15 protein-coding genes are annotated in these 20,246 nt (G+C 64.3%); 8 read left to right on the plus strand and 7 right to left on the minus strand.

Features of this window, described 5'->3' with window-relative positions; all coding sequences use genetic code 11:
* Nucleotides 1–267: 267 nt before the first annotated feature.
* Together G7007_RS10490 and ptaA are read left to right on the plus strand one after the other, a co-directional pair.
* Nucleotides 268–2,532 carry an ATP-binding protein gene (locus G7007_RS10490; RefSeq protein ID WP_308852293.1) on the plus strand — a complete coding sequence of 755 codons (2,265 nt, stop codon included), beginning with the start codon at nt 268–270 and terminating at the stop codon, nt 2,530–2,532.
* A 133-nt stretch (nt 2,533–2,665) separates the two neighbouring features.
* Nucleotides 2,666–3,751, plus strand: coding sequence for a pyoverdine biosynthesis transaminase PtaA (ptaA, locus tag G7007_RS10495; protein WP_181101560.1), 1,086 nt, complete (start codon nt 2,666–2,668; stop codon nt 3,749–3,751).
* Nucleotides 3,752–4,077: 326 nt separating this feature from the next.
* Here ptaA and gorA read toward each other — a convergent pair whose 3' ends face one another.
* From gorA to G7007_RS10510, 3 genes are all read right to left on the minus strand, one after another.
* Entirely contained in the window at nt 4,078–5,457 is a 1,380-nt protein-coding gene (gene gorA / locus G7007_RS10500) for a glutathione-disulfide reductase (RefSeq protein ID WP_181101562.1), read from the minus strand.
* Nucleotides 5,458–5,637: 180 nt separating this feature from the next.
* Nucleotides 5,638–6,477 carry a UTP--glucose-1-phosphate uridylyltransferase GalU gene (galU, locus tag G7007_RS10505; RefSeq protein WP_060393159.1) on the minus strand — a complete coding sequence of 280 codons (840 nt, stop codon included), beginning with the start codon at nt 6,475–6,477 and terminating at the stop codon, nt 5,638–5,640.
* Nucleotides 6,478–6,678: 201 nt separating this feature from the next.
* Nucleotides 6,679–7,038 carry a hypothetical protein gene (locus tag G7007_RS10510; RefSeq protein ID WP_181101564.1) on the minus strand — a complete coding sequence of 120 codons (360 nt, stop codon included), beginning with the start codon at nt 7,036–7,038 and terminating at the stop codon, nt 6,679–6,681.
* Between the two features lie 160 nt (nt 7,039–7,198).
* Between G7007_RS10510 and G7007_RS10515 the strand changes: the two genes are divergently transcribed.
* From G7007_RS10515 to G7007_RS10525, 3 genes are read left to right on the plus strand one after another with little or no spacing between them, the layout of a single operon-like run.
* A complete protein-coding gene (locus tag G7007_RS10515; RefSeq protein ID WP_060393157.1) occupies nt 7,199–7,501 on the plus strand; it encodes a DUF1883 domain-containing protein in 303 nt (100 codons plus the stop codon).
* Nucleotides 7,502–7,507: 6 nt separating this feature from the next.
* Nucleotides 7,508–7,678 (plus strand): hypothetical protein, encoded by a 171-nt coding sequence (locus G7007_RS10520; protein ID WP_181101566.1) that lies wholly within the window; start codon nt 7,508–7,510, stop codon nt 7,676–7,678.
* Nucleotides 7,679–7,696: 18 nt separating this feature from the next.
* Entirely contained in the window at nt 7,697–8,779 is a 1,083-nt protein-coding gene (locus tag G7007_RS10525; RefSeq protein ID WP_181101568.1) for an NAD(P)H-dependent flavin oxidoreductase, read from the plus strand.
* A gap of 37 nt (nt 8,780–8,816) precedes the next feature.
* Here G7007_RS10525 and G7007_RS10530 read toward each other — a convergent pair whose 3' ends face one another.
* The 4 genes from G7007_RS10530 to G7007_RS10545 form a co-directional block, all read right to left on the minus strand.
* Nucleotides 8,817–9,029, minus strand: coding sequence for a PLD nuclease N-terminal domain-containing protein (locus tag G7007_RS10530; protein WP_060393155.1), 213 nt, complete (start codon nt 9,027–9,029; stop codon nt 8,817–8,819).
* Nucleotides 9,030–9,339: 310 nt separating this feature from the next.
* Nucleotides 9,340–9,924 (minus strand): Fe-S biogenesis protein NfuA, encoded by a 585-nt coding sequence (gene nfuA, locus G7007_RS10535; RefSeq protein ID WP_060393154.1) that lies wholly within the window; start codon nt 9,922–9,924, stop codon nt 9,340–9,342.
* A 58-nt stretch (nt 9,925–9,982) separates the two neighbouring features.
* Nucleotides 9,983–11,017, minus strand: coding sequence for an acyltransferase family protein (locus tag G7007_RS10540; protein WP_181101570.1), 1,035 nt, complete (start codon nt 11,015–11,017; stop codon nt 9,983–9,985).
* A gap of 117 nt (nt 11,018–11,134) precedes the next feature.
* On the minus strand, nt 11,135–13,435 hold the full coding sequence (locus tag G7007_RS10545; protein WP_181101572.1) for a fatty acid cis/trans isomerase: 2,301 nt from the start codon (nt 13,433–13,435) through the stop codon (nt 11,135–11,137).
* Nucleotides 13,436–13,597: 162 nt separating this feature from the next.
* Here G7007_RS10545 and metH point away from each other — a divergent pair, with 162 nt between their 5' ends.
* The 3 genes from metH (at nt 13,598) to G7007_RS10560 (ending at nt 20,139) form a co-directional block, all read left to right on the plus strand.
* Nucleotides 13,598–17,305 carry a methionine synthase gene (metH, locus tag G7007_RS10550; RefSeq protein WP_181101583.1) on the plus strand — a complete coding sequence of 1,236 codons (3,708 nt, stop codon included), beginning with the start codon at nt 13,598–13,600 and terminating at the stop codon, nt 17,303–17,305.
* 703 nt (nt 17,306–18,008) lie between these two features.
* Nucleotides 18,009–19,661 (plus strand): nitrite/sulfite reductase, encoded by a 1,653-nt coding sequence (locus G7007_RS10555; protein WP_181101585.1) that lies wholly within the window; start codon nt 18,009–18,011, stop codon nt 19,659–19,661.
* Entirely contained in the window at nt 19,645–20,139 is a 495-nt protein-coding gene (locus tag G7007_RS10560; RefSeq protein ID WP_181101587.1) for a DUF934 domain-containing protein, read from the plus strand. Before G7007_RS10555 ends, G7007_RS10560 begins: the two co-directional genes overlap by 17 nt.
* Nucleotides 20,140–20,246 lie beyond the last annotated feature (107 nt).

A 20,246-nucleotide genomic window follows, 5' to 3' on the forward strand; every position in this document is an offset into this window, starting at 1 on the left:
GTGGGAGGGAGGGACAGTGTGCCATGGGCAGAAACGACCTGTGATACGCCGTCAGAAAAAGCATCTGATCATGGGCGACATTGCTGTACGATGCCAAGGTCAGCCAGGACGGTCCCCGACGCTTTTGCCCTTTCGCGCAAGACCGTTCACGTCACCATGCCTACCACTGCCCGACACCCTTGAGAGAAGGCGCTCATGTGCACTCCGCCTTCGACCATGACCTCCTACTCTTCCCACGTCCCTGAACAGGGCCGAAAGAACAGCACGGTGAGCCTTCTGGACAACCTTTCCTTCGAACAAGCCCTGGCCAATTGCGCCAACGAGCCTATCCAGTACCCCGGCGCCATCCAGCCTCACGGCGTATTGATGACGCTCAGCGAGCCTGCGCTGCACATCGTGCAGATCAGCGCGAACGTCGAGGCACGGCTGGGCGTTCCCGTGGACCAGGCTCTGGGCCGGCCACTGGCCCAGGTGCTTGGCCCGGTGCTGGCCGATGACGTGCGTGAGCTGGTCGCGCTGAACCTGGCCGAGCGCCTGCAACCGTTGCGCATGGACGTGAACGGCACGCGCTTCGAAGGCTTCGTCCATCGCCATGACGGCCTGTTGATCCTCGAACTCGAAGTGCTGGCCCCGGGCAAACGTGACCCACACCACCACCTCGACCGCCTGCTGCAGCGCTTGCACGCCGCCCCTGGCCTGGACGCGTTGTACGCACTGGCGGTCAACGAGGTGCAGGCACTGACCGGCTACGACCGCGTGCTGATCTACCGCTTCGAAGCCGAAGGCCATGGGCAGGTGATTGCCGAGGCGTCCTCGCCCGGCATGGAGCTGTTCGAGGGCCTGTTCTTCCCGGCTTCGGACATTCCAGCCCAGGCCCGTCAGTTGTACCTGAGCAACTGGCTGCGCATCATTCCGGACGCCAACTACACGCCAGTGCCTGTCCTGCCCGCCCTGAGGCCGGACACCGAGGCCCCTCTGGACCTGAGTTTCGCGACGCTGCGCAGCGTGTCGCCCATCCATTGCCAGTACATGCGCAACATGGACGTGCTCTCGTCGATGAGCATCTCGCTGATCTGCGAAGGTCGTCTCTGGGGCCTGATCACCTGTGGCCACCGTACCCCCCTGCACGTGCCCAGCGACCTGCGTGGCGCGTGCAAGACCATCGGTCAGGTGCTGTCGTTGCAGATCAGTGCCATGCAGGCGCTGCAGCTGTCCGCCGAGCGCGAGTCCAAGCTCGATAACCTGGCTGGGTTGACCCAGGCCATGCGCCACAGCGCAGGTACGGTGTTCGAGGGGCTGGGCGAGCATACCGAGGCCTTGATGGCACTGGTCGATGCCGACGGCGTGGCGATCATCGAGGACCAGCAGTTGCACATGGCCGGGCGTTGCCCCGAGCCGGCCCTGGTCCGGGAACTGCACCAGTGGATCGCGCAGCAGGCCATGCCCGTGTTCGACACCGACGAGCTGGGCAGCCACTTCGCACCGGCCAGGGCCTACCGGCTTCAAGCCAGTGGCGTACTGGCCCTGACCCTGCCCAAGCCCGTCACCAATGGCATCCTCTGGTTTCGCCCGGAGGTCAAGGAGACGCTGTCCTGGAGCGGCGACCCGAGCAAGCCGATGCACCTGGATCCGTCCGACGGCACGCTACGCCTGCGTCCGCGTACGTCGTTCGAGCTGTGGAAGGTGGAGATGCAAGGCATTTCGCGCATGTGGTCCCACGGCGATCGATTCGCCGCCAACGAACTGCGTCGCTGGGCCCTGGAGATCGACCTGTCGCACCAAGTGCTGCGCGAGCAGGCGGCAGTGCGCGCCCGCGATGACCTGGTGGCCGTGGTCTCGCATGACCTGCGCAACCCCATGACGGTGATCGGCATGCTGTGCGGCATGATGCAGAAGGCCTTCAGCGGCGACGGCTCCAATGCCTCGCGGCGCATCACCTCGGCGATCGGCACCATGCAACAGGCCACCAGCCGCATGAACGCCCTGCTCGACGACTTGCTGGACACCTCGAAGATCGAGGCAGGGCGCTACGTGATCACGCCGGCCGCGCTGGACGTCACGCAGATCCTCGAGGAAGCGCAGACACTGCTGTCGCCCCTGGCGGTGCTCAAATCGGTTCTGGTCACCTTCGAGGCCGAGCCAGGGCTCTGGGTGGATGCCGATCCCGAGCGCTTGTTCCAGGTGCTGTCGAACCTGGTGGGCAATGCCATCAAGTTTACCGATGCCGAAGGCGTGGTGCAGGTCAGCGCAGTGGCCAGCGGCGACGTCGTCGCGTTCACCGTGCGCGATACGGGCCGTGGCATACCGGTCGATCAGCTGCCGTACGTGTTCGACCGCTACTGGACGGGCCGCGAGGGCAATCCGAACGGTACGGGGCTGGGGCTCTACATCACCCAAGGGATCATCAAAGCCCATGGTGGCAGCATCGAAGCCAGCAGCCTGCCCGGCCTGGGCAGCACGTTCCGGTTCACCCTGCCACGGCTGCACCCTGAGGTACCGTCCTTGTCGGACACGCGCGCCGACGCACCGTGAGCGCATCCTGGTAACAGCCATGCGACTGGCACGGCCCAGGAGGATGCCACGTCGACGGCACCGTGACCGTGCCTAAATCCAGCGCGTCCTGCCTCGTTTTCTGGGTAAGCCCATGAACACAAGGACGCGCACCATGGCCTTCCTCTCTCGCCGCTCATTGATGGGGCTCGGCCTGGTACTGCCGACCTTGCCGCGCCTGGCCTGGTCGGCGCCGTCCGTCGACAGGCGCCCGTCTGCGCCGGTTCTGCTCAACTACAACGAAAGCCCCTGGGGCCCGAGCGCGGCGGCGCGGCGCGCCATGCAAGACGGCATCGTCCAGGCAGGGCGCTACCCGTACGGCGCGCAGTATCGGCTGATCGACATCTATGCCGCACAGCAGGGCCTTGAGGCCAGCCAGGTGCAGGTTTTCGGCGGTTCCCGGCTGGCGCTGCAGCATGCCGTCCTGGCGTTCACCGGACCCCGCAGCCTGGTGATGGCCGACCCGTCCTACGAAGAGCCCGCCCAGGCCGCCGCGCGCCATGGCGCCACGGTACATGCCGTTGCCCTGAACCGACAGCACGCGCATGACGTCGATGCGATGCTGGCAGCGGATGCCCAGGCTGGATTGATCTATGTCTGCAACCCCAACAACCCCACCGGCACGCTCACGCCCCGCGCCGACATCGAACGCCTGCTACGCGACAAGCCGGAAGGGTGCGTGGTGGTGGTCGACGAGGCATACATCCATTTCAGCGATGCCCTCAGTTGCGTCGACCTGATCGCGCGCCACCCGGAGCTGCTGGTGCTTCAGACCTTTTCCAAGCTCTACGGCCTGGCCGGGGCACGGCTGGGGCTGGCCCTCGGGCAAACGCCCTTGCTCGAGCGGCTGGAAGTTCACGATGGCTACAACGTTTCCAACGTATCGGCGCTGCTGGCAGGGCAAGCGTCCCTGGAAGACGAGGCGCTGGTCCCGTCGCGCAAGGCGCTCAACACGCGCTTGCGCGAAGAAACCATTACCTGGCTGGGCGAGCGAGGCTGGCGCTGCACGGCTTCGCAGGCCAACTGCTTCATGATCGACCTGCGCCAGCCGGCACAACCGGTGGTCGAGCGCCTGGCAGCGGCAGGTGTCATGGTGGGCCGTGTCTGGCCCAGCTGGCGGCACTGGATGCGTGTCAGCGTTGGCGACGACACTGACATGCAACGTTTCAGAGAGACTTTCGCACGGGCCGTTTCTTCGTAGACCCCCTCCCTGATGCTGAAGGACATGGTTTACAGCCTTCGCGGGCCCTGCGGACCCAATCGCGGCGAATGTGGGCTTGCCCGCGATGCAGGCGGCGCCGGATCGGACGCCATCGCGGGCAAGCCCGCTCCCACACGGACCGCAATGCCCTGCCTTATCGCGGTGTGACTACGGGTGGAGCGGCCCCAGTGCCGCGATTGGGCCCGCAGGGCCCACACATCAGCCCATGCGGTCGGACAGTTGCTCCCACAGGGTCGTACAGCCAGTCTCACGACGGTGTAGTCATGGGTGAGCCGTCCTTTCACTCCCGGCAACCGAGGCGAGTCTCAGGCCAGTTTCGAGGCACCCACTTCGCGGGAAGCGGTACGCAAGGTCACGAACTCTTCCGCTGCGGTCGGGTGCACGCCGATGGTCTCGTCGAACTGTTGCTTGGTCGCGCCAGCCTTGAGCGCCACGCCCAGGCCTTGGATGATCTCGCCGGCATCCGGGCCGACCATGTGGCAACCCAGTACCCGATCGGTCTCGGCGTCGACCACCACCTTCATCAGGGTCTTTTCCTGCACGTCGGTCAGGGTCAGCTTCATCGGTCGGAACCGGCTTTCGTAGATCTTCAGGGCATGTCCGGCGTCCAGTGCCTCTTCTTCGGTCAGGCCGACGGTACCGATCGGTGGCTGACTGAACACGGCCGTGGGGATGCCCCGGTAGTCGACCGGACGGTACTGTTCGGGCTTGAACAGACGACGCGCCACGGCCATGCCTTCGGCCAGGGCCACGGGCGTGAGCTGCACGCGCCCGATCACGTCGCCGATCGCCAGGATCGACGGTTCGGTGGTCTGGTACTGCTCATCGACCTTGACGTAGCCGCGCTCGTCCAATTCGACCTGGGTGTGTTCCAGGCCCAGGTTGTCGAGCATCGGCCGGCGGCCGGTGGCGTAGAAGATGCAATCGGCCTCCAGCGTCCGGCCATCCTTCAGGGTCGCCTTGAGGCTGCCGTCGGGCTGGCGGTCGATGCGCTGGATGTCGCTGTTGAATTGCAGGTCCATGCCGCGCTTCTCCAGCTCCTCCTTCAAGTGCTGGCGCACCGAGCCGTCGAACCCGCGCAGGAACAGCTCGCCCCGGTAGAGCAGGCTGGTCCGGGCACCCAGGCCATGGAAGATGCCGGCGAATTCCACGGCGATGTAGCCACCGCCCACTACCAGCACGCGCTTGGGCAGCGTGTCGAGGTAGAACGCCTCGTTGGAGCTGATCGCCAGTTCCTTGCCCGGGATGTCGGGCATCTGCGGCCACCCGCCGGTGGCGATGAGGATGCGCTCGGCCGTGTGCCGCTGGCCGTCGACCTCCACCTCGTGCGGCCCGGTGAGGCGGGCATGGCCTTCGAGCAAGGTCACGCCGCTGTCGACCAGCAGCTTGCGGTAGATGCCGTTGAGCCGCTCGATCTCGCGGTTCTTGTTACCGATCAAGGTGCCCCAGTCGAAGTGCCCTTCCTCGAGCGTCCAGCCATAACCGGCGGCCTGCTCGAGCTCGTCGGCGACATGGGCGCCATACACCAGCAGTTTTTTCGGCACGCACCCGACGTTGACGCAGGTACCTCCCAGGTAGCGGCTCTCGGCCACCGCCACTTTGGCGCCGAACCCGGCGGCGAAGCGTGCGGCACGCACGCCACCGGACCCTGCGCCAATCACGAACAGATCAAAATCGTAGGCCACGTCTCACCTCTCACGAAAACGCCACCTTGGGTCATCGAGTGGGCAGTTGCAAGGCCCGAGGTACACGCCGGCCTTGACCCGCGCGACTGCCTCTTGCCCGAACCGCCTCTTCTCGACCCGAAGGTGGCGTGTGTTGTCACTGGGTGCAGCGGGCGAACCTCACCCGCTGCCCGACCCGGCTCAGTGAGCCTTGCCGGTCTTGTAGTAGTTCTCGAAGCAGAAGTTGGTCGCGTCGATGTAGCCTTCGGCGCCACCGCAGTCGAACCGCTTGCCCTTGAACTTGTAGGCGATCACGCAGCCGTTCTGGGCCTGCTTCATCAGTGCGTCAGTGATCTGGATCTCGCCGCCCTTGCCCGGCTCGACTTCGCCGATGATGTCGAAGATGTCGGGGGTCAGGATGTAGCGGCCGATGATCGCCAGGTTCGACGGCGCGTCTTCGGGCTTAGGCTTCTCGACCATGTTGGTGACGCGGAAGATGTCGTCACGGATCATGTCGCCGGCGATCACGCCGTACTTGTGGGTCTCCTGCGGATCGACTTCCTGGATGGCGACGATCGAGCAGCGGAACTGGTTGTAGAGCTTGACCATCTGGGTCAGCACGCCATCGCCTTCTGGGTTGACGCACAGGTCGTCGGCCAGGACCACGGCGAAGGGTTCGTCGCCGATCAGCGGACGACCGGTCAAGATCGCATGGCCCAGGCCCTTCATCTCGGTCTGACGGGTGTAGGAGAACGAGCACTCGTCGAGCAGGCGACGAATACCGACCAGGTATTTTTCCTTGTCGGTGCCCTTGATCTGGTTTTCCAATTCGTAGCTGATGTCGAAGTGGTCTTCCAGGGCACGTTTGCCGCGACCGGTGACGATGGAGATTTCGTTCAACCCGGCATCCAGTGCTTCTTCGACGCCGTACTGGATCAACGGCTTGTTGACCACCGGCAGCATTTCCTTGGGCATGGCTTTGGTCGCAGGCAGGAAGCGTGTGCCGTAGCCGGCAGCCGGGAACAAGCATTTCTTGATCATATACGTCCTTAGTGGGGCTCGGCGGTGTGAAATCGGCGCAGTCTCATGAGGCATCGGTCGCCCTACGATGCCTGGCTGCGCTCGTTCGATTTCGTGATAGAGGCGTTGGTAGTGTAGATAGTTCCATGGGCCGCTGAACATTAGGGCGCGCAAATATTTTCGCGCGTCTCGGTCGACCCGGTACGCGCGTACCCTCATCGGTCACGTGCCCGAGATGCACTCGGTGGCCGCGTGACGCACATCACCGGGCCGCAGCGGGAAATTGCTCAGCCGTTCGTGCACCTTGATGCTGCTGCCCTCACCCTTCTTGTCGATGTCCAGCAAGGCAGCCGGTCCTGCGCCCGCGGCGAGCTTCTGTGGCACGATCAGCCGCAGCCCTTCACCCCTGACCTCTTCCTGCAACGGGCCCCGTTCATTGGCCAGGTGCGCCTTGACGCACTCGGCGTACTGCCGCGGCGTCTTGCCCGACATGACGTCCATCGTTTCATGGGACTGTTCGAGTTCCGAGACGCTGGCGCATCCGCCCAGCGCGAGTGCCAAACCGGCGACGATCCACTTCATGGGATTCGAGTTCTCCGCAAAAACCCTTATGACCGTGACCGGGCGGTTTTGCTCCCGGCGCTGCCACAGATACTTGTCCGCCTGCCATGACGCAGGGCAACCGCCCGGCACATCGTGGTATCGTGCGCGCTTGCAGAACCTTTACCTTGCGGAGCCCTTCATGAAATTCATCCACCAGCGCGAGCACCTCAACGAAGATGACATCGTCGTCATCGAGTGCTCCCAGCGCTGCAACATTCGCCTGATGAACGACGCCAACTTCCGCAGCTTCAAGAATGGCGGCCGTCATACCTATCACGGTGGCGCGTTCGATCGTTTCCCGGCGAAGATCACCGTGCCGAGCACGGGTTTCTGGAACATCACCCTGGACACCGTCACCACCCGGCCGATCTCGGTAACCCGCAAGCCGGCGTTCACCCATAAGATCAAGATCGTCCGTCGCTCCTCGTCGCAACTGAGATAACGCCTCATGACCCAGACCACCAAGTATGTGATCAAGTACACGCTCGACGGCATGCGCCGCTGGGATTTCGCGCTGATGACCGACGCCTCGCTCGAGCAGGCCCGTGAAGCGCTGCGCAAGCTGCACGGCGACGAGGCCGAGCAGATCAGCGACATCGTCGTCAGCAAGGCCCTGTAATCACGCGAGGAGCCTGCCATGCGTACCTGGCCAGACCACCGTCTTCTCGACCAGCTGGGCATCGATGTGCCCATTCTCCAGGCGCCCATGGCCGGAGCGAGCGGCGCGGCACTGGCCATCGCGGTGGGAAACGCCGGCGGACTGGGCGCACTCCCCTGCGCGATGCTGAGCCCGGCCCTGATCGAGCAGGAGATCGACGCGTTCAGGGCGGCCTGCCAGGGCCCGCTGAACCTGAACTTCTTCTGCCACCGCTCGCCAACGGCAGACGTGGCGCGCGAGGCGCGCTGGAAGCAGGCGCTCAAGCCCTACTATGAAGAGCTTGACCTCGACTTCTCGGCCGCGACGCCCGTGTCCAGCCGCGCGCCTTTCGATGAGGCCAGCTGCGCCGTCATCGAAGCGCACCGTCCCGAGGTCGTGAGCTTCCATTTCGGCCTCCCTGCACCTGCCTTGCTGCAGCGCGTCAAGGCCACGGGCGCCAAGGTGCTCTCCAGCGCCACGACGGTCGAGGAAGCACGATGGCTCGAGGCCCATGGCTGCGATGCCATCATCGCCATGGGCTACGAGGCCGGTGGGCATCGGGGCATGTTCCTGAGCGAAGACGTCAACAGCCAGATCGGCACCTTCGCCCTGGTACCTCAAGTGGTCGATGCAGTGAGCGTCCCGGTCATCGCCGCCGGAGGCATCGCCGACCACCGCGGCCTGGTCGCTGCCTTGGCGCTGGGGGCCTCGGCCGTACAGATCGGTACCGCCTACCTGTTCAGCCCGCAGGCGAACGTGTCGACGGCCCACCGTCGAGCACTGGACAGTGCCTCGGCCAGTGAGACGGCGTTGACCAACCTGTTCACCGGCCGCCCCGCACGCGGCATCGTCAATCGCGTGATGCGCGAACTGGGCCCCATGAGCCCGCTGGCACCGGCGTTTCCCCTGGCGGGTGGCGCACTGATGCCATTGCGCGTCGCAGGCGATGCCCAGGGCAACAGCGACTTCGGCAACCTGTGGGCAGGCCAGGCGCTGCGGCTCGGTCGCTCTCTGAGCGCCGATGCTTTGACACGCGACATCGCGACCAAGGCCCTGGCCATGGTCGGAACGTCGGAACGGTAGAGACACGAAGGGCCGCGACGCGGCCCCGGGATGGAGGTTACTTCTCTTCCAGCACATCCTTGCCCTTGACCGCGCGCGGGCCGCGAATGGCCCAGGCGATCAAACCGATGAAGGGCAGCCAGACCACGAACACCACCCAGAGCATCTTGCGCTCCGCGCGACGATCGCTGCCGATGATGTGCCAGATCGCCCAGATCTGAAGCAGGATGAGAACCGCAGCGAGGATGATCCAGATCGTTCCGATTTCCATGAATGAGTCTCCGGTGTACGTGTACCTCTTTGGTTCTCCGCACACGCCGAGGGTTCATTAAAATCTTGTCCGATCAATGCCTGTGCCATCGCGCCAGCACGTGGGGGCTGAGGCTGACGCGGGCTCGAAAAGGCGGCACCGTCATGCCACAGACCACGCGCAGGGCCGCTGCAAGCGCTTGATACCAGGCCCGTTGGCGCTACCAGGCCCATGCAGGACGTGAGGCACCTGGCGAGCGGGCATCGGCGCGGGCACTGCATGAACGTGCGCCCCTCGCCGCCGGCTGCGACCCTGTGCCGCGCCGACAGACTCAGTAGTACGCGTTCTCTTTCATCGTATGGTCGGTCACGTCGCGTACGCCCTTGAGTTCCGGTACGCGTTCGAGCAAGGTCCGCTCGATCCCGTCACGCAGGGTCACGTCCGCCTGGCCGCAGCCTTGGCAGCCGCCACCGAACTGCAGAACCGCAATGCCGTCCTCGACCACGTCGACCAGACTCACCAGGCCGCCGTGGCTGGCCAGACCGGGGTTGATCTCGGTTTGCAGGTAGTAGTTGATGCGCTCGTTGAGCGGGCTGTCTTCATTGACCATCGGCACCTTGGCGTTCGGTGCCTTGATGGTCAACTGCCCACCCATGCGGTCGGTGGCGTAGTCGACCAGCGCGTCCTCCAGGAACGGCTCGCTGATCGAATCGATGTACGCGGTGAAGCTTTTCAAGCCCACGGCGACGTCGTCGGGCTTTTCTTCACCCGGCTTGCAATAGGCGATGCACGTCTCGGCGTACTGGGTGCCTGGCTGGGTGATGAAGACGCGAATGCCGATGCCGGGCGTGTTCTGCTTGGACAGCAGATCGGCCAGGTAGTCATGGGCGGCGTCGGTAATGGTTATTGCGCTCATGTAGGTTCCTCACAGACTTGCGTTCCAGTGTACGCCAACCTGGCGATGCAACAAAGTCCTAGTATTTGACTCGGGAAAGCGCCAAGGCGTCGGTCGGCTGCAAACGCGCCTCGCACCAAGCCTTGCTTCGCCGATAGACCCCGCATTCCAGCCATCGGTAGCTCAACCAGGAGGCTGCACCGATCAATGGCACGCAGACGGCGAACGTCAGGTACGGATCGATGCCGAACCGCTGGCTGACGAACCAGCCCGACCACAGCACCAGCACGTGGATCAGGTACACCGAGTAGGAGCAATCTCCCAACGCCTTGAGCACCTGACTGCCCTTGAAGTAGCGCTCCAGCCCGATGAAGGCCAGCACCACCAGGGCGCTCGGTACCCCCCAATGCATCAGACGCCGCGAGGCGTCGAAGTGATAGATGGCCCAGCACGCGACCGTCAGGACCGCCAGCGGCCACCACGCCCCCTGACGAATCAGCCCACGCTGATAGAGCACACCGATACCGATTCCGAGCAGGAACTCGTAGATGATGTCGTTGTTGTAGAACCGGCTCACAAGGCCCGCCCGGGCCAACCCCTCACTGACGACCAGCAAGGCGAGGCCCACCAGCACCAGGTGCAGGCGCTGACGGACCAGGAACACCAGGGAAAACAGCAGGTAGAAGAACATCTCGAAATTCAGCGTCCAGCCCACGTTCAAGGTCGGGTACAGCCCGTATCCCCCTGGGTTTTCCGCTGGGATGAACAGCAGCGACAGCACCAGGTGCTGCCAGTCGAAGACCTGGTGAGGCATCCAGCGGCTGGCGCTGAACAACAGCAGGGCCATGAGCCCGGTGTAGAACCAATAGGCCGGCACGATGCGCAGGACGCGCAGCAGCATGAACCGTTGCGGGGCCATGGGCTTGTCGCGGGTCGACAGGTAGATCACCAGCCCACTGATGACGAAGAAGATGTCGACGCCCACCGCACCGCGCTCGGTGAAGAAGCGCCCCATGGGGCCGCTGGGCTGGAAATCGAAGAAGATCTGCATGAAGTGATGGCACACCACGACCCAGGCGGCGAATGCCCGGAGAGCCTGAAGCGAATACAGCATGAAATGTCCCGTTGAGGTCGGTGCATTCAGGCCTTCTCTGGCGCTGTTCCTACCGACGCCAGAGAGGCCGCCCGCCTCTAGGGACTCTGCCTTGCCCGAAAAGCTCCCCCGGACCGATCAAAGGTTCTCGTAGCGGTTCATGTCCAGCACCCCTGCCTCCAATGGCGCGACCTCCTTGATGTAGCGATCCATGTCGTGAAAATAGCGCCAGAACTCGGGGTGACTGCGGCGGATGCCCCAGCGCTCGACGATGCGCTCGAACCGGCCGGCATCGTCCCGTGCTGCCTCCATGGCCTCGACGAAGGCCGGCACCTGGTCGGCAGGCACGTTGAACATGAAGTTGGGGTAACTGCTCATGACGCCAGGGTAGATCGTCAGGGTATCCAGCGCTGGCTGGTAGCGGTAGCTCTCGCCCAGCAGGAACGCCACGTTGGTGTGCGCGCGGTTGCGCAGCAGGCTGTAGACCTCACGCTGGCCGCCCTGCCCCTCGACGCGCAGCAAGGTGGCCTCCGGCAGTCGCTCGATGACCTTGAGCCCACCGGCTGGTCGCGATGCCAGGCGGCTCAGCGCCTGCTCGGCGTACTGGAAATCCTTGCCGATGCCAGGCCGGTAGCACGCCGCACCCAGGCACCGGTTGATCGGGTCGGGCGAGGCGTCGATGGCCGCGTAACGCTGCAGCAGCTGCATGCCGAAGTCGCGACGTGGATCCTGGGCTCGCAGGTGCAGTGCGCTCGGCGTCTGGGTGTCGATGCCCTCGTAGTCGAACAGCCTCTTCACCTTGCCGCCGTCCTGGTACCAGTCGCTGAACATGTCGGCACGGCTCGTGGCCGGCATCAGGCGCAGGAAGTTGACCTCGGCGCCGTTGCGGATCAGGTCGAAGTACAAGCGCGTCTGCAACTGGTGCGATACGTTGCCGAACACGTCGAAGTTGACCGCCAGCTGATAGTACGTGCGCTCGAGCAGCGGATAGTCGAACAGCCAGAAGGTTTGCGGCACGTCACCGATCAGCCCCTTGGTCACCGAGGCGCTGTCGAAATGCCGGAAGATGCTCAGCAAGGCATCCTCGTTGCCTCGCCACAAGGTGTTCCAGTCCGGTGCAGGCAGCGTGGCATAGGTGTCGCGGCGCAGTGCCTCGTAGGCGTTGCGCTTGTCACGGTAGGCCAGCCACAGCGACAGCACGCTGGTGACGTTGTCGATCTGCCCAGGCATGGCCAGCAGGGGCGTCGCCTGGGACCGGTAGCGGGCATCGGTGACGTACTGGTCCTGGTTCGGGTCCTGGAACAGCACCCAGAAGTTGTCGCGGATCACGTCGGTCGCGATCTGCCCACGGCAGACCGGCCCGCGGATGAACGTGCGCACGAAGTACTCGGCGTTGTCGAGCATGAACTGGTAGCGCGCCCGCGCCGGAATCGCGGCGAAGGTTTCGAACGGGTTGGCGCGGCGCTGCCGCCCGTACCCCGGCACACTGTCGACCTGCCAGTCGCCGGCGTAGAACAACGCCTCGACCCGCGCCAGCTTGGCCGGACTCATCGGGTAGGTGATGTGCGTCTTGTGCACGATCACGCCCTGGACCGGTCGCAGCCGGTAGTAGAACGTGGTGCCGGGTGCGTCGTTGGGCCGTCGCGTGGCGATGGGATCGACCGGCTGGCCACTGGGCGTGCGCGAACGGACCCACTGGAAGAAATGGCCGGGTTCACCGCCCTCGAAATGCACGTGCGCCAGGAACAGGTGCTCGTAGAGCCAACGCGCCGCCAACGCCTCGCGGGCACCAGGGCGGTTGAACAGGCCTTCCCATTGCGCGATCTGCCGGGCCTCGATGGCACTGGGCGCGATGGCATCGTGGTCGATCGGTGCCCCGGCGGCCAGCCAGCGCTGCAAGGTCTGGTACTCGGCGTCGCTCAGACCGGTGACGGCCAGGGGCATGCCCTGCCGCGGGTGGGAGGCGACGTAACCGTCGAACTCCACCGGCATCGGGCACATGTTCTCCCGGTTCAGCCCCAGTGCGATGTCATCGGGGATCTTGGCATTGGGGGTCAGGGGCGTCTGGTGTCCGAGCTCGAGCATCCGCGCCATCAATGCCGCCTGGCTACCCTGGGCGTCGAGCACCGAATAGAATCCCTTGCGCCGCCAGGCCTCTTCACCGTGGGCGTCCTCGAACAACCGCGTGGTCGGCGCCGCCTGGCTACGCTCGCCCTGGTAGACCGGCATTTTCGACGCGCCGCGCTCGACGCCCTCGGCGCTCCCCAGGTTCAGCTGACACGCCGCGTCGTTGCAGGCATGGCACGCCACGCACTTCTCGGTGAAGATCGGTTGAATGTCGCGGGTGTAGGAAATGGTGGGACTCGATTGAGGGGCTTGTCCGAATGCGGCGCCGCTGAGCAGGGTTGCCAGCGCAAGAACAAGTAAACGGTGCGCCATGGGCCGGCATCCTGTTGAAAAAAAGATTATGACGGTAGAAAAGACTCTGGATGACAGCGGTCGAACATGAGCGCAATTCATACAAAGGCGCGGAGCGTCTAAAAACCGCGCACCTTTGTTATGATCCGCCCCCTCTGATATTTGCCCGACCAGGTAGTTCCCATGTCCGACCGCAGCGCTCGTTACCACGCCCTCCAGCACGCGCTCAAGACGCGCATCCTGATCCTCGACGGCGGCATGGGGACCATGATCCAGAGCTATCGCCTGGAGGAAGCCGACTATCGTGGCACGCGGTTCGCCGATTGGCCAAGCGACGTGAAGGGCAACAACGATTTGTTGCTGCTCACCCAGCCCGATGTGATCGCGGCCATCGAGAAGGCCTACCTGGACGCCGGGGCCGATATCCTCGAGACCAACACGTTCAACGCCACCCAGATTTCCCAGGCCGACTATGGCATGGAATCGCTGGTGTACGAACTCAACGTCGAGGGTGCGCGCATCGCCCGCCAGGTGGCCGACGCCAAGACCCTGGAAACCCCGGACCGTCCGCGCTTCGTCGCCGGCGTGCTCGGGCCGACCAGCCGCACCTGCTCGATCTCGCCGGACGTCAACGACCCGGGCTATCGCAACGTCACCTTCGACGAACTGGTGGTGAACTACATCGAGGCCACCCGTGGCCTGATCGAGGGCGGCGCGGACCTGATCCTGATCGAGACCATCTTCGACACCCTCAATGCCAAGGCCGCGATCTTCGCCGTGCAGCAGGTGTTCGAGGAGGACGGCATCGAGCTGCCGATCATGATTTCCGGCACCATCACCGATGCGTCCGGCCGTACGCTGTCCGGGCAGACCACCGAAGCGTTCTGGAACTCGGTGCGTCACGCCAACCCGATTTCCGTGGGCCTGAACTGCGCCCTGGGTGCCAAGGACCTGCGCCCTTACCTGGAAGAGCTGTCGACCAAGGCCGGTACCCATGTCTCGGCCCACCCCAACGCCGGCCTGCCGAACGCCTTCGGCGAATACGACGAGACGCCGGCGGAAATGGCCGCAGTGGTCGAGGAGTTCGCCGCCAGTGGTTTCCTCAACATCATCGGCGGCTGCTGCGGCACCACGCCCGGGCATATCCAGGCCATCGCCGAGGCCGTGGGTCGCCATGCGCCACGAGCCATTCCGGACATTCCCAAGGCCTGCCGCCTCTCGGGCCTGGAACCGTTCACCATCGACCGCCAGTCGCTGTTCGTCAACGTCGGCGAGCGCACCAACATCACCGGCTCGGCCAAGTTCGCCCGGCTGATCCGTGAAGAGAACTACACCGAAGCGCTCGAAGTAGCCCTGCAGCAGGTCGAGGCCGGCGCCCAGGTGATCGACATCAACATGGACGAAGGGATGCTCGACTCCCAGGCGGCCATGGTGCGCTTCCTCAACCTGATCGCCGGCGAGCCGGACATCTCGCGCGTGCCGATCATGATCGACTCCTCCAAGTGGGAGGTGATCGAGGCCGGTCTCAAGTGCATCCAGGGCAAGGGCATCGTCAACTCGATCTCCATGAAGGAAGGCGTCGAGCAGTTCAAGCACCATGCCCGCCTGTGCAAGCGCTATGGCGCCGCCGTGGTGGTGATGGCCTTCGACGAGGTCGGCCAGGCCGACACCGCCGCGCGCAAGAAAGAGATCTGCCAGCGCAGCTACGACATCCTGGTCAATGAAGTCGGCTTCCCGCCGGAAGACATCATCTTCGACCCGAACATCTTCGCCGTGGCCACCGGCATCGAGGAGCACAACAACTACGCGGTCGACTTCATCGAGGCGTGCGCCTACATCCGCGACCACCTGCCCCACGCGCTGACCTCGGGCGGTGTGTCCAACGTGTCGTTCTCGTTCCGGGGCAACAACCCGGTGCGCGAGGCGATCCATTCGGTGTTCCTCTACCACGCGATCCAGAACGGCCTGACCATGGGCATCGTCAACGCCGGGCAGCTGGAAATCTACGACGAGATCCCACCCGCGCTACGCGAGCGCGTCGAGGACGTGGTGCTCAACCGCACGCCGGAAGGCACCGATGCGTTGCTGGCGATCGCCGACGACTACAAGGGCGGCGGCGCGGCCAAGGAAGTGGAGAACGAGGAGTGGCGTTCGCTGCCGGTCGGCAAGCGACTGGAGCATGCGCTGGTCAAGGGCATCACCGCCTACATCGTCGAGGACACCGAGGAGTGCCGCCAGCAGGCGGCGCGCCCGATCGAAGTCATCGAAGGTCCGCTCATGAGCGGCATGAACGTGGTCGGTGACCTGTTCGGCGCGGGCAAGATGTTCCTGCCGCAGGTGGTCAAGTCGGCGCGGGTGATGAAGCAGGCGGTGGCCCACCTGATCCCCTTCATCGAAGCCGAAAAAGGCGACAAGCCCGAGGCCAAGGGCAAGATCCTGATGGCCACGGTCAAGGGCGACGTGCACGACATCGGCAAGAACATCGTCGGCGTGGTGCTCGGCTGCAACGGCTACGACATCGTCGACCTGGGCGTGATGGTACCGGCCGAGAAGATCCTGCAGACCGCACGCGAGCAGAAATGCGACATCATCGGCCTGTCCGGCCTGATCACCCCGTCGCTCGACGAGATGGTCCATGTGGCCCGCGAGATGCAGCGCCAGGACTTCCACCTGCCGCTGATGATCGGCGGCGCGACCACCTCCAAGGCGCACACGGCGGTGAAGATCGAACCCAAGTATTCCAACGATGCGGTGGTCTACGTGACCGATGCGTCGCGCGCCGTCGGTGTGGCCACCCAGCTGCTGTCCAAGGAACTCAAGCCGGGCTTCATCGAAAAGACCCGCCTGGACTACCAGGAGGTGCGCGAGCGCACCGCCAACCGCAGTGCACGCACCGAGCGGTTGAGCTACGCCCAGGCCGTCGCCCGCAAGCCCCGGTTCGACTGGGCGAACCATGCGCCGGTCGCACCGACCTTCACTGGCGTACACGTCCTGGACGACATCGACCTGCGGGTGCTGGCCGAGTACATCGACTGGACGCCGTTCTTCATCTCCTGGGACCTGGCCGGCAAGTTCCCGCGCATCCTGACCGACGAGGTGGTGGGCGAAGCTGCCACGGCGCTTTACGAAGATGCCCGCCAGATGCTCGACACGCTGATCGACGAGCGCTTGATCAGTGCCCGCGCGGTCTTCGGCTTCTGGCCGGCCAACCAGGTCGCCGATGACGACATCGAGGTCTACGGTGCCGAGGGCCAGACCCTGGCCACGCTGCACCACCTGCGCCAGCAGACCATCAAGCCCGACGACAAGCCGAACCTGTCGCTGGCCGACTTCGTCGCCCCCAAGGACAGTGGCGTCACCGACTACGTGGGTGGCTTCATCACCACGGCAGGCATCGGTGCCGAGGAGGTCGCCAAGGCCTACCAGGACAAGGGCGACGACTACAACTCGATCATGGTCAAGGCCTTGGCCGACCGTCTGGCCGAAGCCTGCGCCGAGTGGTTGCATGAGCGGGTGCGCAAGGAACACTGGGGTTATGCCCGTGATGAACAGCTCGACAACGAGGCGCTGATCAAGGAGCAGTACAGCGGGATTCGTCCGGCGCCCGGCTACCCGGCCTGCCCGGACCACACCGAGAAGGAGACCCTGTTCCGCCTGCTCGACGGCACCGGGATCGGCGAGACAGGCCCCAGTGGCGTGTTCCTGACCGAGCATTTCGCGATGTTCCCGGCGGCGGCGGTCAGTGGCTGGTATTTCGCGCACCCGCAGGCGCAGTATTTCGCCGTGGGCAAGGTCGAGAAGGACCAGATCGAACGCTACAGCGCACGCAAGGGGCAGGACGTGAGCGTGAGCGAGCGGTGGCTGGCGCCTAACCTGGGGTATGAAGGGTAACTAGCGTCAGGAATGACAGGAGCTGCACGGTGTATCGAGGGGGCTCTATGGCCCCTTCAGACCCGATCGCGACACTAGGGCCGCTCACCGTAGTTACATCGCAGTAGTACAGGCGATCACGGACCTGTGGGAGCGGGCTTGCCCGCGATGCAGGCGGCGACGGTCCGGACGCCATCGCGGGCAAGCCCGCTCTCACAAAGGGTTTGCGTTGATCTGTCAGCCAATCGTGCAGTCCAGCCCGTGCGCCACGCCTTCGCTCAATTCAACCAGTACACCACTGCCACCACCACCAGTACGATCAAACACACGATCGCCCACGTATCGACACTGGCTCCAGGCTTGCGCATCTTGGTCGGATGTCCCATGGCATTGCCTCTCGTGATTGTATGAATGCATGCCCCTGGGAGTTAAGTTCAACAATGCCCACTTCTCAAGCAAGGTCTTTTGAGGTGGAGAAAGCTGCACGCTACACGCTACGGCGACCTTCTCACCTGAACCTTACCCACAAGCCCCGACGATCTGCCTGCAACTTGCAGCTAGCCACTTGCAACTCGCTCGCCCCTCCCTTAGTCCTGAAGGTTCTTTCCATATACCAAAACATCCCTTTAGCGCATATCCGCAAAATGCTATCTTCCCGCCGCTCCGAACGGGAGTGCGCGGCCGTGCGCGCGATTAGCTGCCTGCAGCCTGAGACAGGACTTTTATGTACGTATATGACGAGTACGATCAGCGGATCATCGAGGACCGCGTCAAGCAGTTCCGTGATCAGACCCGCCGTTACCTGGCCGGTGAGCTGAGCGAAGAAGAATTCCGCCCTCTGCGCCTGCAGAACGGCCTCTACATCCAGCGCTTCGCCCCGATGCTGCGCGTGGCCGTGCCTTACGGCCAGCTGAATGCCACCCAGGCACGCATGCTCGCGAAAATCGCCCGCGACTACGACAAGGGCTACGCCCACATCAGCACCCGGCAGAACGTGCAGTTCAACTGGCCGGCGCTGGAAGACATCCCCGACATTCTCGCCGAGCTGGCCACCGTGCAGATGCACGCGATCCAGACCAGCGGCAACTGCCTGCGCAACACCACCACCGACCAGTTCGCCGGGGTCGCCCAGGACGAAGTGGTCGACCCGCGTCCCTGGTGCGAAATCGTCCGTCAATGGACCACCTTCCACCCGGAATTCGCCTTCCTGCCGCGCAAATTCAAGATCGCCATCAACGGTTCGAAACAAGACCGTGCGGCCATCGAAGTCCACGACATCGGCCTGGAGCCGGTCTACAACGCCGCCGGCGAGCTGGGCTTCCGGGTCCTGGTCGGTGGCGGCCTGGGCCGCACGCCAGTGGTCGGTGCGTTCATCAACGAGTTCCTGCCCTGGCAGGACCTGATCAGCTACCTCGACGCGATCCTGCGCGTGTACAACCGTTACGGTCGCCGTGACAACAAGTACAAGGCGCGCATCAAGATCCTGGTCAAGGCCCTGACACCGGAAGTCTTCGCCGAAAAGGTCGAAGCCGAGATGGCCCACCTGCGGGGTGGCGCCACCACCTTGACCGAAGCGGAAGTGCAGCGCGTTTCGCGTCACTTCGTCGACCCGGCCTACCAGGCCCTGGGCGACGTCGACTACGCCGCGCTGGACCAGGAACACCCCGGTTTCGCCCGCTGGCGCTCACGCAACACGCGCGCCCACAAGCGTCCCGGTTATGTGGCCGTGACCCTGTCGCTCAAGCCCACGGGCGTGGCTCCGGGCGACCTGACCGACAAGCAGCTCGATGCCGTGGCCGACCTGGCCGAGCGCTACAGCTTCGGCTTCCTGCGCACCTCGCACGAGCAGAACATCATCCTCGCCGACGTCGAGCAGCGGCAGTTGCACGCGCTCTGGCTGGAGCTGCGCGAACAAGGCTTCGCCACGCCGAACATCGGCCTGCTGACCGACATCATCTGCTGCCCAGGCGGCGATTTCTGCTCGCTGGCCAACGCCAAGTCGATCCCGATCGCCGAATCGATCCAGCGCCGTTTCGACGACCTGGACTACCTGTTCGACATCGGCGAGCTGGACCTGAACATTTCGGGCTGCATGAACGCCTGCGGCCATCACCATGTCGGCCACATCGGCATTCTCGGCGTGGACAAGAAGGGCGAGGAGTTCTACCAGGTCTCGCTGGGCGGCAATGCGGCACGCGATGCGAGCCTGGGCAAGATCCTCGGTCCGTCCTTCGCCCAGGACGAAATGGCCGACGTGATCGAGAAGCTGATCGGCGTGTACGTCGAGAAACGCACCGAAGACGAGCGTTTCATCGATACCTACCAGCGTATCGGCATCGACCCCTTCAAGGAGCGCGTCTATGCAGCGAATCATTAAGCACCAGCAGATCGTCGACGAAACCTGGCACCTGCTGCCCAAGGAGGCCTCGTTCGACGAGCTGACCAATTGCGACGACTACATCGTGCCGTTGCAGCTGTGGCGCGACCACGGCCACGCCCTGAAAGCCCGTGACGGCGGCCTCGGCATCTGGCTGGACAGCGACGAACAGGCCGAGGAGATCGGCGATGACGTGCACCACTTCCAGGTCATCGCCCTGAACTTCCCGGCCTTCACGGACGGACGCAGCTACTCCAACGCCCGCCTATTGCGCGACCGTTATCAGTACAAGGGCGAGTTGCGCGCCATCGGCGACGTGTTGCGCGACCAGTTGTTCTACATGGCGCGCTGCGGGTTCGATGCGTTCGCGATACGCGCCGACAAGGATCCGGAGGCCGCGCTCGAAGGGTTGAAGGATTTCTCGGTGACCTACCAGGCCGCGACCGACGAGCCTTTGCCTCTGTTCCGTCGTCGCTGACATGACCCTGGGGCCGCCACCGTGGCCCCAGGGCTGCCGCCTCGAGCGCCCGCTGACGGCAGAGGCCACGCCTATCCAGACACGCCTCCAACGGCTTCAGCGTTTCG

The organism is Pseudomonas entomophila, assembly GCF_013523125.1.
Lineage (GTDB): Bacteria > Pseudomonadota > Gammaproteobacteria > Pseudomonadales > Pseudomonadaceae > Aquipseudomonas > Aquipseudomonas entomophila_B.